Origin of the sequence: Kocuria aegyptia, assembly GCF_039530085.1 — a bacterium.
Lineage (GTDB): Bacteria > Actinomycetota > Actinomycetes > Actinomycetales > Micrococcaceae > Kocuria > Kocuria aegyptia.
In genome coordinates this window covers 17,063-29,986 of sequence record NZ_BAAAOA010000032.1, presented here as the reverse complement: position 1 = coordinate 29,986, position 12,924 = coordinate 17,063, and the positions used below count along the sequence as shown (strand labels likewise).

General features: G+C 75.0%; 11 protein-coding genes and 2 pseudogenes. 8 read left to right on the top strand and 5 right to left on the bottom strand.

Annotated features, from left to right (window positions below):
• Nucleotides 1–67 precede the first annotated feature (67 nt).
• The 8 genes from ABD220_RS13015 to ABD220_RS12980 all read left to right on the top strand — a co-directional run bounded on the left by ABD220_RS13015 (nt 68) and on the right by ABD220_RS12980 (nt 7,611).
• Nucleotides 68–724 carry a ribonuclease HII gene (locus ABD220_RS13015; protein ID WP_344123229.1) on the top strand — a complete coding sequence of 219 codons (657 nt, stop codon included), beginning with the start codon at nt 68–70 and terminating at the stop codon, nt 722–724.
• Nucleotides 721–1,065 (top strand): DUF2469 domain-containing protein, encoded by a 345-nt coding sequence (locus ABD220_RS13010; protein WP_344123227.1) that lies wholly within the window; start codon nt 721–723, stop codon nt 1,063–1,065. The genes ABD220_RS13015 and ABD220_RS13010 overlap by 4 nt, the downstream gene beginning before the upstream one ends.
• A 109-nt stretch (nt 1,066–1,174) precedes the next feature.
• Entirely contained in the window at nt 1,175–1,543 is a 369-nt protein-coding gene (locus ABD220_RS13005) for a YraN family protein (protein WP_344123225.1), read from the top strand.
• 90 nt (nt 1,544–1,633) lie between these two features.
• Nucleotides 1,634–2,875 carry a hypothetical protein gene (locus ABD220_RS13000; RefSeq protein WP_344123223.1) on the top strand — a complete coding sequence of 414 codons (1,242 nt, stop codon included), beginning with the start codon at nt 1,634–1,636 and terminating at the stop codon, nt 2,873–2,875.
• Nucleotides 2,876–3,042: 167 nt separating this feature from the next.
• Nucleotides 3,043–4,584, top strand: coding sequence for a YifB family Mg chelatase-like AAA ATPase (locus tag ABD220_RS12995; protein WP_344123221.1), 1,542 nt, complete (start codon nt 3,043–3,045; stop codon nt 4,582–4,584).
• Nucleotides 4,585–4,625: 41 nt separating this feature from the next.
• Nucleotides 4,626–5,837: a DNA-processing protein DprA gene (dprA, locus tag ABD220_RS12990; RefSeq protein ID WP_344123219.1), complete on the top strand. Its 1,212-nt coding sequence runs from the start codon at nt 4,626–4,628 to the stop codon at nt 5,835–5,837.
• A 9-nt stretch (nt 5,838–5,846) separates the two neighbouring features.
• On the top strand, nt 5,847–6,797 hold the full coding sequence (locus ABD220_RS12985; RefSeq protein WP_344123217.1) for a tyrosine-type recombinase/integrase: 951 nt from the start codon (nt 5,847–5,849) through the stop codon (nt 6,795–6,797).
• A gap of 310 nt (nt 6,798–7,107) precedes the next feature.
• Entirely contained in the window at nt 7,108–7,611 is a 504-nt protein-coding gene (locus ABD220_RS12980) for a DUF3145 domain-containing protein (protein WP_344123215.1), read from the top strand.
• A 50-nt stretch (nt 7,612–7,661) separates the two neighbouring features.
• Here the strand turns inward: ABD220_RS12980 and ABD220_RS12975 are convergent.
• From ABD220_RS12975 to ABD220_RS12955, 5 genes and pseudogenes are all read right to left on the bottom strand, one after another.
• Nucleotides 7,662–8,846: pseudogene (locus ABD220_RS12975) on the bottom strand (beta-ketoacyl-[acyl-carrier-protein] synthase family protein); the annotation flags it as partial.
• Nucleotides 8,847–8,957: 111 nt separating this feature from the next.
• Entirely contained in the window at nt 8,958–9,203 is a 246-nt protein-coding gene (locus ABD220_RS12970) for an acyl carrier protein (RefSeq protein WP_017833742.1), read from the bottom strand.
• A gap of 207 nt (nt 9,204–9,410) precedes the next feature.
• The gene (locus ABD220_RS12965; protein ID WP_344123368.1) at nt 9,411–10,478 is read right to left on the bottom strand and encodes a beta-ketoacyl-ACP synthase III; all 1,068 of its coding nucleotides are present in this window, start codon (nt 10,476–10,478) and stop codon (nt 9,411–9,413) included.
• 159 nt (nt 10,479–10,637) lie between these two features.
• A pseudogene (locus tag ABD220_RS12960) lies at nt 10,638–11,504 on the bottom strand (ACP S-malonyltransferase); the annotation flags it as partial.
• Nucleotides 11,505–11,582: 78 nt separating this feature from the next.
• Entirely contained in the window at nt 11,583–12,857 is a 1,275-nt protein-coding gene (locus ABD220_RS12955; RefSeq protein WP_344123366.1) for a PucR family transcriptional regulator, read from the bottom strand.
• Nucleotides 12,858–12,924: the final 67 nt, after the last annotated feature.

Genomic DNA, 12,924 nt, shown 5'->3' with positions numbered 1-12,924 from the left:
GGGCCGGGCTCCCGGGCTCGGCGTGGGGCTGTCCCTGCAGGATCCGGGCGGGCGCCTGGTGGGCGGCATGGACGAGGTGGGCCGAGGGGCCCTCGCCGGACCGGTCACCGCCGGACTGGTCGTCCTGCGTCCCGGCACGGAGCGCGGTGTGGCCGGCCTGCGGGACAGCAAGCTGCTCAGCCCCGCCCGGCGCGAAGCGCTGGTCCCGCGGATCCTCGCGTGGTGCGCGGCGGCCGGTATCGGTCACGCCTCACCGCAGGAGGTCGACGGACTCGGCCTGACGGCCGCGCTGCGCCTCGCCGGGCGCCGGGCGATCGCCGCCGCGGCACAGCGGGGTGCCCACCCCGAGGTCGTACTCCTCGACGGCGGCCACGACTGGCTCTCGCTCCCGCAGGCCCCCCGCGCGACAGGACCTGCCGGGCCGGTTCCCTCCTCCGAGCCCGACTGGTGCGGGACCGTGGTGACCCGGGTCCGGGCGGACCTGACGTGCGCGTCCGTCGCCGCCGCCAGTGTGCTCGCCAAGGTGGAGCGGGACCGGATCATGGGAGAGCTCTCGGGCGGATGGCCGCAGTACGGTTGGGACAGCAACAAGGGCTACGGCTCGGTCCGGCACCGCCGCGCCCTCGAGGAGCACGGGACCACGCCGCACCACCGGCTCAGCTGGCGCCTCACGCAGGCGCCGCCCGCGGCCGGACCGAGAACGATCGGAGACGGGACGAGATGAGCGCCGAAGAACTCGAGAACTTCGAGACGGACCTCGAGCTGCAGCTGTACCGCGAGTACCGGGACGTCGCCGGGCTCTTCCAGTTCGTGGTGGAGACGGACCGGCGTTTCTACCTGGCCAACTCGGTCCGGATCGAGCCGGTCGAGACGAACCACGGCATGTACTTCGACGTGGAGCTCAGAGACGCGTGGGTGTGGGACGTCTACCGCTCCGCCCGGTTCGTGAAGCACGTGCACGTCATGAGCTTCAAGGACGTCAACGTGGAGGAGCTCGCCCACGCGGATCCCTTCTCCGTGCCCGGTGCGGCAGGGCCCGCGCCGGAGGGTCCCGCGGCATCCTGACCCGCCCTCCACACGGGTCCCGAACCCGCGCGGCCGGCCGCGGGAGCGGGGCACGATGGGGCATCCGCCCGGCTTCCACCGGGACCGCCGCCGACCAGGGAGGTGTCCCGTGTCCGAGGGGCTGGGCGCGCGCGGTGAGCAGCTGGCGGCCGCCCACCTCGAGACGAGGGGGCACCGCGTGCTGGAGCGCAACTGGCGCGCACGGCCCTCGCGCGACGGCCTGCGGGGGGAGGCCGACCTCGTCACGGAGCACGAGGGCTGGGTGGTCGTCGTCGAGGTGAAGACCCGTTCGAGCCTGCGGTACGGGCATCCGCTCGAGTCCATTACGCGGCAGAAGATGACCCGTCTGCACCGCCTCGCGGCCGCCTGGGCACGGGCCCACGACCGCGACCCCCGAATGGTCAGGGTCGATGCCGTTGCAATTACTTTTGCACACGACGGAGTGCCCGAGATCGAGGTCCTGCGGCAGATCCAATGAGACGCGGCGCGCCCGCGTCCCGCGTGACATGCCCCGCGGGACGTGCCAATGTTGAACCGTCGATGATCGGGAGAACGACGGAGGTGTGCTGTGGTCGCTGCGGGACCGCTCGCCGCTCCACGACGCGCCGCGGCTCTCGCGGCGGCCGTCGCGCTGACCGCCACCGGGTGCGGTCTGCTGAAGGCCTCGGAGCCGGAGGCGATCGCACAGCCGGGCACCGTGACCACCGCGCCCAGCGGTCTCAGCCCCGGCCCCTACGCCCTCACCACCGACGAGGGCGCGGTCATCACCTTCGACCTGCCCACCGTGCCGGCCCCGGACGACGAGGTCGAGCAGCTGCGGCGGGACCTCAACGTGGAACCGGTGACCTACGTCGAGCTCCACATCGACAACACCGAGGGCACCCGCACCGTGGAGATCGAGGACCTCAAGGTGATCAGCCACGAGGGCGGGCAGTTCCCGTTCGAGCCGGTCGCCGAGGTCCTCGCCGACTGGGACCCGAACCGTTCCGCGGAGGGCGGCTTCTGGGCCGCTGACGGCTCACCCCTGGACCCGCAGGAGGGCGCCCGGCTCGACGCCCGCACGCACGAGCTGATCGCCCAGTACACCGGGGCCGTCCCGGTGGGCGCCACGGGACGTGAGCTCATGGTCGGCGACTTCGAGGCCCTGCCGCGGACCTTCGACGACGTCGAGCTGTCCCCGTACCCGAACGACCGCGCCCAGGGCCCGGCCCCGGTGGGACACGGACCGGCCCAGCGCCAGTACCGGGCCGGGGCGCCGAACCCGGCGCCCCGGGAGCGGATCGAGGCGGAGCCGGCGGCTCCGGCGGCTCCGGAACCGGCCCGGCCCGCCGCGCAGCCTCCCCGAGTGCCGGCCGCGCCGGCCACGGCCGAGCCCGCCCCGGCTCCCGGACCCGAGCCCGTGTACACGCCGGACTGCGCCGACCCGGCGCAGCCCTCCGGCCCGGTGCAGCAGGCGGCCTGGAACGCGGCCTGCGCCCCGGTCGTCGAGCCGCCCCCGGTCCCGGCCCCGTCGCCGCAACCCACCACCGCTCCGACCGTGGATCCCGTTCCGACGCCCTCTAAGCCGCCGGGGGACACGATCCCTCCCGCCGGAAACACCGACACCGGTGAGGGCGCCACTCCGGATCGGTCCGGGGGCGGTGCCACCGCCGGCGCGTCGCCCTCGCCGAGCCCCACCGGACGCCGGAACTGGCCTCCGCCCCCGGAGCCGACGCCCACACCCACGCCCTCGACCACGACAGGCACTCCCTCGCCCGCCGCCACGGCCGAGCCCGCACCTGCGCTCCCCAGCGGGGCCGAGCTGGCCTGATCCGGCCGGCTCGTCCACCGCCGGCCGCGTCGGCCCGCCGCCCGGCGCCGGAGGCGCCCAGCATGGGGACCAGGAGGTGTCCCCATGCTTCGTCGTCGTACTCTTCGCTTTCCCGTCCCCGGTCACGGGCCGGGCCGTCCGTCCGGATTCCCCGCCGGGGTGCGCTGATGGGCTTCGCACGCACGTGGGCGGTCGCTCTGGTCGGGCTGGACGGGTCGATGGTGGAGGTCGAGGCGGACATCGGGCAGACCCTCCCGGCGTTCTCCATCGTGGGCCTGCCGGACGCGGCGCTCAACGAGGCCCGGGAGCGGCTGCGGGCGGCGGCGCGCAACAGCGGGTTGCCGCTGAGCCCGCGCAAGCTCACCGTCAACCTGACCCCGGCGACCCTGCCCAAGCGGGGATCGCTGTTCGACCTCGCCATCGTGATGAGTGCCCTGCAGGCCGCCGGTGACGTGCCCGCCACCGGGAGGACCGTGTTCCTGGCCGAGCTCGGCCTGGACGGGGCGCTGCGGCCGGTGCGCGGGATCCTCCCGGCGGTCATGGCGGCCGTGCGCGCCGGGCACGAGCGCATCGTCGTGTCCGCGGCCAACGCGGCGGAGGCGGGACTGGTCCCCGGGGCTCGGGTGGAGGGCTTCGCCTGCCTCGCCGAGGTGCTCGCCGCCGCGGGGGCCGACCCCGCGGACCTGCGCCGACCGGCACCTGCCGGATCCGTCCCGGACGGTGCCGCGACGGATCCCGCGCCGCACGCCGCACCGGATCTCGCCGACGTCGCCGGGCAGGCCGACGGCCGCCTGGCCCTGGAGATCGCCGCCGCGGGCGGGCACCACCTGCTCATGGTCGGCCCACCCGGATCCGGCAAGACGATGCTCGCGGAACGGCTTCCCGGCCTGCTGCCGGACCTCGAGGACGACGCCGCGATGGAGGTCACGGCCATCCACTCGCTCAACGGGGCCGCCGGGCGGTGCACGGCCCTTATCCGGCGCCCTCCCTTCGAGGCGCCGCATCACACCGCCTCGGCTGCCGCCCTGTTCGGGGGCGGGGCCGGGATCCCCCGGCCCGGCGCCGCCTCCCGGGCGCACCGCGGCGTCCTGTTCCTCGACGAGGCCCCGGAGTTCGACCGCGGGGTGATCGACGCGCTGCGCCAGCCCCTCGAGAACGGCCGGGTCGTGATCGACCGGTCCGCGGCCTCGGCCGTCTATCCGGCCCGCTTCCAGCTGGTCCTCGCGGCGAACCCCTGCCCGTGCGGGCAGGCCGGGGGGCGCGGGGCCGACTGCACGTGCACCCCGCGGGGCCGCCGCGGCTACTTCGGCAAGCTGAGCGGTCCCCTGCTGGACCGGGTGGACCTGCAGATCGCCGTGCCGAAGGTCTCCTACGGGGAGCTGGCCGCCGGGGCGGGGCAGGGGGAGGCAACGGCGGAGGTCGCCGTGCGCGTGGCCCGCGCGCGGGCGGCCCAGGCGGAGCGCCTCCGCGACCTGGGCCTGCGGACCAACGCCGAGCTCGGGGGCAGCCTCCTGCACGGCGCCCTGCGTCCCCCGCGCCCCGTCACCGCCCCTCTGGAGCGGGCCATGGACCGCGGCTCGCTGACCGCCCGGGGGCACCAGCGGGTGCTGCGGGTCGCCTGGACCCTGGCCGACCTCGAGGGCCGTGGCGTCCCGGCCCCCGACGACGTCGACACCGCGCTGTACTTCCGCTCCCTCGTGCCGGCCTGAGCGCCGCCGCGTCCACCCGCCCGCGACAGGAAGGCCCCGCCGTGCACTCCGCCCAGCCCGCCCTGTGCTCCGGCCACGACCCGCTGCGGCTCGCCCGGGCCGGGATGTCCCGGCTCGTGGAGCCCACGGACCCCACCGCCATGCTGCTGCTGGCGGCGCTCGGACCGGTCGCCGCGCTGGAGATCGCCACGGGGTCACGACCCATCGGAGCCGGGGAGCACCCGGTGTTCGTGTGCGCCGCGGCGGAGGCCGGCTACGGCCCCCGCCAGGCCGACCTCCGGCGGGCCCTGGCCCGGTGGGCCCCCCGGGCGGAGCAGCTCGACCCCTCGGCGGACCTGGCGGTGGCAGCCCGGGCGGGAGCTTGGTTCGCGGTCCCCGAGGACCCCGACTGGCCAGCCGCGCTCGCCGATCTGGGCCTGTTCCAGCCGGTGGGCCTGTGGGGCCGCGGCGACCGCCGGCTCCTCGGCTTCCGCGCCGCCCGCGCCGTCGCCGTCGTCGGCTCCCGGGACTGCTCCAGCTACGGCCGGCAGGTCGCCCTGGACCTCGCCGGCGCCCTGGCCGCCCGCGGCTGGACGGTCGTCTCCGGAGGCGCCTACGGCATCGACCAGGCCGCGCACTCGGCCGCGCTGGCCACCGGGACCGCGCACCCGGCCACGGTGTCGGTCATGGCGTGCGGGATCGACCGCCTCTATCCGCCGGGCAACCACAAGCTGCTCCGCGACGTCGAGGCCACCGGGTTGCTGCTGGCCGAGGTCGCCCCCGGGTGCACGCCCAGCCGCTACCGCTTCCTCCAGCGGAACCGGCTCATCGCCGCGCTCTCGGCCGGCACGGTCGTGGTCGAGGCCCGGTGGCGGTCGGGGGCGCAGAACACGGCCCACCACGCGGACGGACTCAGCCGTCCGGTGGGCGCGGTGCCCGGCAGCGTCCACGCCGGCACCTCCGCCGGCTGCCACCGGCTGGTGCGCGAGGGCACCGCCGTCCTGGTCACGGACCTCGACGAGGTGCTCGAGCTCGTGCAACCGCTCGGGGCTGCGCCGGCGCCGGACCGCCCCGCCCCGCGCTCCGTCGTCGACGGGCTCTCGGACCCCGACCGCGTGCTCCTCGACGCGCTGCCCCTGACGGTGCCCAGCCGCCCGGACCACCTCTCCCGCGTCGCCGGACTCTCCGCCCGCGAAGTGCTGGGCGGGCTGCACCGGCTCGAGGCGCGTGGCCTGGCGCAGGCGACGGGGGAGGGGTGGCGCCGCCGCCGCTAGAATCGGGCCATGACGAGCGACGCCGCCCCGCTGCCCACGGCCGTGGTCCGCGCTCTGGAGCGGTACACGGACCACCTGGTGCACGAGCTGGCCCGTAGCCCCCGCACCGTGGCCGCCTACTCGGGCGACCTCCGCGCCCTCTTCACCTGGCTGCACGCCCGGTACGGGGTCGCCGCGCCGGCCGCTGTGCACCTGGACATGCTCCGGGGGTGGCTGGCCGCCCGGCACGCCGAGGGGGCGGGCCGCACGTCCATGGCCCGCTGGACGGCGTCGATCCGGGGGTTCTTCGGCTGGGCGGCCGCCACGGGGCTCGTGGGCGCCGATCCCAGCCTCCGGCTCGTGGCCCCCCGGCGCCGGCGCCACCTCCCGGACGTCGTGCCCGCCGACGGGATGCGCGTGCTGCTCGACGACCTCGCCGAGCGGTCCACCGCGCCCGGCGCCGGCGGGACGGACGCCGCGCTCGCCGCCCGGGACCGCGCCCTCCTCGAGCTGCTCTACGCCACCGGCGCGCGGGTCAGCGAGCTCGCGGGCGCCGACGTCGACGACGTCGACCGCTCCCGCCGCGTCCTCACGGTCGTCGGCAAGGGCGACAAGCAGCGCACGGTGCCCTTCGGCCGGCCCGCCGACGAGGCGCTGCAGCTCTGGCTGGGCCGTCGGCCGGTCCTGGCGGCGGCGAGCAGCGGGCCGGCCCTGTTCCTCGGCTCCCGCGGTGGCCGGATCGACGCCCGGCAGGTCCGGAGGGTCGTGGAGCGCGAGCTCGGCTCCGTCCCCGACACCGCGGCACGAGGTCCGCACGCCGTGCGGCACTCGGCGGCCACGCACCTCGTGGACGGCGGCGCCGACCTGCGCACGGTGCAGGAGCTGCTGGGGCACGCCTCCGTGGCGACCACCCAGATCTACACGCACGTCTCCGTGGACCGGCTGGGGGCGGTCTACCGCCAGGCCCACCCCCGGGCCTGACCTTCGCCCGGGCGCGGGGTCCCGCGGCAGCACGGGAGTCGTGGGTTGACGCCCGAGGAATGTTTGCAGTTGAATGAGTGGCGTATTGTACTCGACGTCCCGGACACGGCAACGAGCTCGGAACCGGCCGGAACGACGGGTGCGGCACCCGGGCGACCGGACGCCGTGCGGGCCTCGAATCCCCGCGGCCGGACGCGAGCCCGGACAACAGCATCGTCGGGGTGCGGCACGCCTACCGCGTCCCGGCGGGTGGGACCGCTTCCGTGCAGGGCGTTGGGGAAGACGTACCTACACGACGGAGGAACAGGTCATGTCTTCACCCACCACGCGCGGAGTGCTCTACGTGCACTCGGCACCGCGGGCCCTGTGCCCGCACATCCAGTGGGCGCTGGAGTCGGTCGCGCGCCAGCGCACGGAGCTCGAGTGGACCCAGCAGAACGCCGAGCCCGGATCCGTGCGCGCCGAGCTGGAATGGTCGGGGCCCGCCGGCACCGGCGCCCTCCTCGCCTCGGCGCTGCGCACGATGGGCCGCCTGCGGTTCGAGGTCACCGAGAACCCCTGCCGCGGCCACGACGGCGCCCGTTGGTCCTTCACCCCGGACCTCGGCATCTTCCACGCGACCACGGACGCCGCCGGCAACATCATGGTCTCCGAGGACCGGATCCGCTATGCCTACGAGACGGCGGCCGGCAATCCGCTGCTCGTGATCAACGAGCTCTCCCTCGCCCTGGGGGAGGCCTGGGACGAGGAGCTGGAGCCGTTCCGGCACGCCGCGGAGGGCGCCCCGGTGCGCTGGCTGCATCGCGTCGGCTGAGCGGCCACGCTCCCGCCCCGCCTCCGGGGGCACGGGACCCGTAGCACGACGGAGGGGAGGTCGCGGGCGTCCGTGACGACGTCGAGATCGATCTCCGGGTCCTGGTTCTCCAGGTTGATGGTGCAGGGCGCGGTGCGGTGGTGGACGGCGAGCACGGTGAGCACGGCCTCCACGGCGCCCGAACCGCCCAGGATGTGACCCGTCATCGACTTGGTCGCCGAGACGCACATGTCGTCGACCGCCGAGCCGAACGCGCGGCGCAGGGCACCGGCCTCGGGGGCGTCCCCCCTGGGCGTCGAGGTCGCGTGGGCGTTGACGTGCTTGACGTCGGCGGGCCCGAACTCCCCGGTCTCCATGGCCTCCGCCAGGGCGCGGGCCGCCCCGCGGCCCTCCTCGTCCGGGGCGGTGATGTGGTAGGCGTCCGCGGTGAGGCCGGCACCGGCGAGCTCGGCGTAGATCCGCGCGCCGCGGGCCTTCGCGTGCTCCTCCGACTCGAGCACCACGGCGCCGGCGCCCTCGCCCATCACGAACCCGTCGCGGGCGGTGTCGTAGGGGCGGGAGGCGCGCTCGGGCTCGTCGTTGCGCTTCGACAGCGCCTGCATCGAGGCGAACGCCGCGATGGTCACGGGGTGGATGGCGGACTCCGCGCCGCCCACCACCACGAGGTCGGCCTTGCCCGAGCGGATGAGGTTCATGCCCTGGTAGAAGGCCTCCGTGCCGGAGGCGCACGCCGATACGGGCGTGATGGACGCGGCACGGGCCTTGAGGTCCATCCCGACGGCGGCCGCGTTGCCGTTGGGCATGAGCATCGGGACGGTGAGCGGCATGACCCGCCGGGCGCCGCGCGTCTGAAGGGTGTCGTAGGCGTCCAGCAGGGTCCAGACCCCGCCGATGCCGGTGCCGAAGGCCACGGCGAAGCGGTCCGGATCGACCTCGTCGGAGGACTCCGCGTTGCCGCCGGAGAAACCGGCGTCGGCCCACGCCTCACGGGCGGCGATGACCGACAGCTGCCCGGAGGGATCGAGACGCTTAGCCTCGACCCGGGTGAGCACCTCGCTCGCGGGGGTCGAGACGGGCGCGGCGATCCGCACGCCCAGATCGTAGGTGTCCACCCAGTCGTGCTCGATGGCTCTCACACCGGAGACGCCCGTGGTGGCGCTGCGCCACAGCTCGGGGACGGTGCCACCGATCGGGGTGGTGGCACCGAGACCGGTGACGACTACTTTGCGGGTCATGACTGCACTTCCTCGTGTCCTGGGATGATGCGGCGGGCGGCCCGCCCGGTCGCGGGTCGGTGCGGCGCGGCGGATCCTGCGGTCCGCCGCGCCCCGCACCGACCGGCCGGATCAGGCCTGGGCGTTGTCGATGAAGTTGACGGCGTCCTCGACGGTCTTGAGGTTCTTGACCTCTTCGTCGGGGATGGTGACGTCGAACTTCTCCTCGGCGTTGACCACGATGGTCATCATGGAGATGGAGTCGATGTCGAGGTCCTCGGTGAAGGACTTGTCCAGCTGGACGGCCTCGGTCTCGAGGCCGGTCTCCTCGTTGACGATCTCGGCCAGGCCGGTCAGGATTTCCTCTTTGCTCGCCATGGTGGCTTCCTTTCTCTGCGGCTGCCGGGGCAGCCGGTGGTGACGTGCGCCCCGGGCTGGTGCCGGGTGCATCTGTCCCGGTCAGGCCGGAGGGCCGGGCCGGGGGACATCGGGTGTGCGGTTCAACCCTACGACGACTGGCAGGGCCCCGCGGCGGCACCGACACGTGGGCGGGGCACCGGGACCCGGCCTACGCGTCGGCGGTGGTCAGGGAAGGACGACGACCTGCGCCCCGTAGACGAGGCCGGCGCCGAAGCCGATCTGCAGGGCTAGCTTGCCGGACAGCTCCGGGTGCTCCGTCAGCAGGCGGTGCGTGGCGAGGGGCACGGAAGCGGCGGACGTGTTGCCGGAGTCGGCGATGTCCCGGGCGATGACCACGGACTCGGGGAGCTTGAGCGTCTTGGCCATCTGGTCGATGATCCGCATGTTCGCCTGGTGGGGGATGAAGGCGCTCAGGTCCTCGGGCTGCACCCCGGCCACGTCCATGGCCTCCTGGGCGCGCTTGGCGACCTCCCAGGAGGCCCAGCGGAAGACCGTCTGGCCGTCCTGGCGCAGGGTCGGCCACAGCGTGGCGTCCTCGCGCACCTCGCCGGTCTCCGGGTCGAGGAGGTCGGGGGACTGGGTGCGCTCGCGGCCCTGCTCCACCGCCCGGATGTCGGTGAGCGGGTGGGTCATCCGGATGGCGTCCCACTTGGAGCCGTCGGAGCCCCACACGGACGGACCGATCCCGGGGGTCTCGGAGGGTCCGACGACCACGGCGCCCGCCCCGTCGCCGAGCAGGAACGAGATGGAGCGCTCGCTGTTGTCGATGACGTCGGAGAGCTTCTCCACGCCGACGACCAGCACGTGGTCGGCCGCCCCGGAGCGCACGAGGGCGTCGGCCTGGGCGATGCCGTAGCAGTAGCCGGCGCAGGCGGCCGAGATGTCGAAGGCCGGTGCGGGGGTGGCGCCCAGGCGGTCGGCCAGGGCAGCGGCGGCGGACGGGGTCAGGTAGGGGAAGGAGATCGTGGAGACGATGACCGCCCCGAGCTGCGTGGCCTCGAGGCCGGCCGCGGCCAGCGCCTCGCGGGCGGCGTGCTCGGACATGTCGAGGACGCTCACGTCCTCCGCGGCGCGGTGCCGGGTCCTGATGCCGGTGCGCTGCTGGATCCACTCGTCCGAGGACTCGATCCACTGGCACACGTCGTCGTTGGTCACGACCACGTCCGGACGGTAGACCCCCAGGCCGAGGATCCGGGAGTGCGCGTTGGTCTGTTGCTGCTTCAGGGTCACCACAGGGGTTGTTGCTCCTTCGTGCGGCCGGGCAAGGCGGACGGTCCGGCTGGGCGGGGCGGAACGGCTGCTCCGGCCTCGTGGCGGGCGGCGCACGCGGTGCGCGCGCGGACGTAAGTCAAGAATACTCCTGGCCTGCTCCAGCTCCGCCGCGGTGTTCACGGCGAGGGCCGGCACGCCTTTCAGGCCGCGCTTGGCCAGGCCGACGAGGGTGCCCGCCGGGGGCAGCTCGACCAGCTGCCCGACCCCGCGCTCCAGGAGCGTGCGCGTGCACAGGTCCCAGCGCACGGGCCGGCAGACCTGGGCCACGAGCGACTCGAGGTTCGCTGCTCCGCCGGTCACGGGCTCGCCGTCGGCGTTGGAGAGCAGGGGGTGCACGGGGTCGGCGGGCGAGAGCCGGGGGACCAGCTCGCGCAGCGGCTCGAGGGCGGGGGCCATGTGCTCGGTGTGGAAGGCGCCGGCCACCTTGAGGGGGATGACCCGGGCGCGGGCCGGCGGGTGCTCGGCGAGGGCGGCCAGCTGCTCGAGGGTGCCGGCGGCCACTGTCTGCCCGCCCCCGTTGGCGTTGGCGGGCGTCAGGCCCGCGGCCTCGATGGCGGCGAGGACCTCATCCTCCTTGCCCCCGAGCACGGCGCTCATGCCGGTGGGGACGGCGGCGGCCGCCTCGGCCATGGCGTTGGCCCGGGTGCGCACGAAAGCCATGGCGTCGGCCTCGGTCAGCGCGCCGGCCAGGGCGGAGGCGGTGATCTCACCGACCGAGTGCCCGGCGAAGACGAGGTCGTCCCGGCCGGGACCGATCCGGTCGCCGAGCAGCCGGCCCGCCACGAGGCCTGCGGCCACGATGAGGGGCTGGGCCACCGCGGTGTCCTTGATGGTGTCCTCGTCGGCCTCGGTGCCGTAGTGCACGAGGTCGAGGCCCGCGGCCTCGCCCAGCTCCTCGAGGTGGGCGCGGACGCCGTCGAGGGCGAGCCACTCGGTGAGGAAGCCGGGTTTCTGGGAGCCCTGTCCGGGGCAGACGATCGCGATCACCGCTACAGCTTCGCAAGGATGCGCCTCCGCGCGGTGGCCCGGAGGGCACCAACCCCGGCCGCGCTGTTTGTAGGGATGCTACAAGACCGGCCCCACCGCGGGGGCGGACGTGTCGATGGGGGCGCACGAATCCGCGAGCCGGCCCGCCACGAGCGCGCAGTGCAGCACGAACGCGTCGCGGGGGACCAGGGGGTCCCAGCCGGTGAGGTCGCTGATCCGGCGCAGCCGGTAGCGCACCGTGTTGGCGTGCACGAACAGCTCCCGGGCGGTGGCCTCGAGGGAGTGGCCGACGGAGACGTAGGCGGCCAGGGTCTCCACGAGACCGGTCGCGGAGCGCGTCAGCGGGCGGTACACCGACTCGACCATCGCCGTGCGCGCGGTCTCGTCCCCGGCCATGGCCCGCTCCGGCCACAGGTCCTCGGAGTGCACCGGGCGGGGTGCCGCGGGCCAGGCCGGTGCCACGGACAGGGCCGCGTGGGCGAGCCGGGCCGAGCGCCCCGCCGCGAAGACCGTGGGGGACTCCGGGCCGTAGGCCACCGGTCCCGGTCCGAAGGCGGCGGTGAGCTTCTCGAGGGCGAGGTCCCGGTCGGCCAGGCCCCCCAGGATGAGCACGAGCCGGTCGCCCTGGATGGAGACCAGGGAGTCCTGCGCGTGGCGGCCGGCGAGCCGCCGCAGCCGGGCCACGGTGGACGGGCCGGCGGCCTCGGGCGCGGAGCCCGCGAGCACGGTCACAGGGCCCGTCGACGCCCAGCCCAGGGCCGCGACGCGGGAGCGCAGCGAGTCGGAGTGCTCCCCCCGGAGGATCCCGTCCACCACGAGCGACTCCAGCCGGGCGTCCCACGACCCGCGGTTCTCGGCGGCGCGGGCGTAGACGTCGGCGGCGGCGAAGGCGATCTCCCGCGAGTAGCGCAGCACGGCCTCCCGCAGCGCGGCCTCGTCGTGGTGCTTGGCGAGCTCGGGGACCTTCTCCTCCACGACGTCGACGACGATCCGCAGCAGCTGCAGGGCGTGCTGCAGGGAGATCGAGCGGGTCAGGTCCGTGGGGGCGCCCCGGAAGACCTGGGTGAGCACCCACAAGGGCTCCTCCGGGTCCTCGTACCAGCGCACGAACGAGGAGATGCCGCGCTGGGCCACGAGACCCAGCTCGGAGCGCTCGTCGGCGCGCAGCTCCTCGAACCAGCCGAGGTCGGTCTCGAGGCGGCGGGTCGCGACCGTGGAGATCGCGCCCAGGTTCGCCTTGAGGTTCTCGAGCGTCTTGGGGTGCGGCGGGGCGACGGGACGGGACCGGTCGGTGGGCCGCTTGCGCGAGGGGCGCAGCCAGCGCGTCGTGGGGTTCCCGTCCTGTCCTGCCATGCCTCCGAGCTTAGAGCACCGGTTCGCCACCACCGGCCCCGGGGACGACGACGGCCGCCCCGGGCCG

Bases quoted from the DNA above. Each gene is read 5' to 3' on its own strand.
- ABD220_RS12980 (WP_344123215.1), top strand. From the start codon at position 7,108: ATGTCTTCACCCACCACGCGCGGAGTGCTCTACGTGCACTCGGCACCG.
- ABD220_RS12995 (WP_344123221.1), top strand. From the start codon at position 3,043: ATGGGCTTCGCACGCACGTGGGCGGTCGCTCTGGTCGGGCTGGACGGG.
- ABD220_RS12985 (WP_344123217.1), top strand. From the start codon at position 5,847: ATGACGAGCGACGCCGCCCCGCTGCCCACGGCCGTGGTCCGCGCTCTG.
- ABD220_RS12970 (WP_017833742.1), bottom strand. From the start codon at position 9,203: ATGGCGAGCAAAGAGGAAATCCTGACCGGCCTGGCCGAGATCGTCAAC.
- ABD220_RS13015 (WP_344123229.1), top strand. From the start codon at position 68: ATGGACGAGGTGGGCCGAGGGGCCCTCGCCGGACCGGTCACCGCCGGA.
- ABD220_RS12955 (WP_344123366.1), bottom strand. From the start codon at position 12,857: ATGGCAGGACAGGACGGGAACCCCACGACGCGCTGGCTGCGCCCCTCG.
- ABD220_RS13010 (WP_344123227.1), top strand. From the start codon at position 721: ATGAGCGCCGAAGAACTCGAGAACTTCGAGACGGACCTCGAGCTGCAG.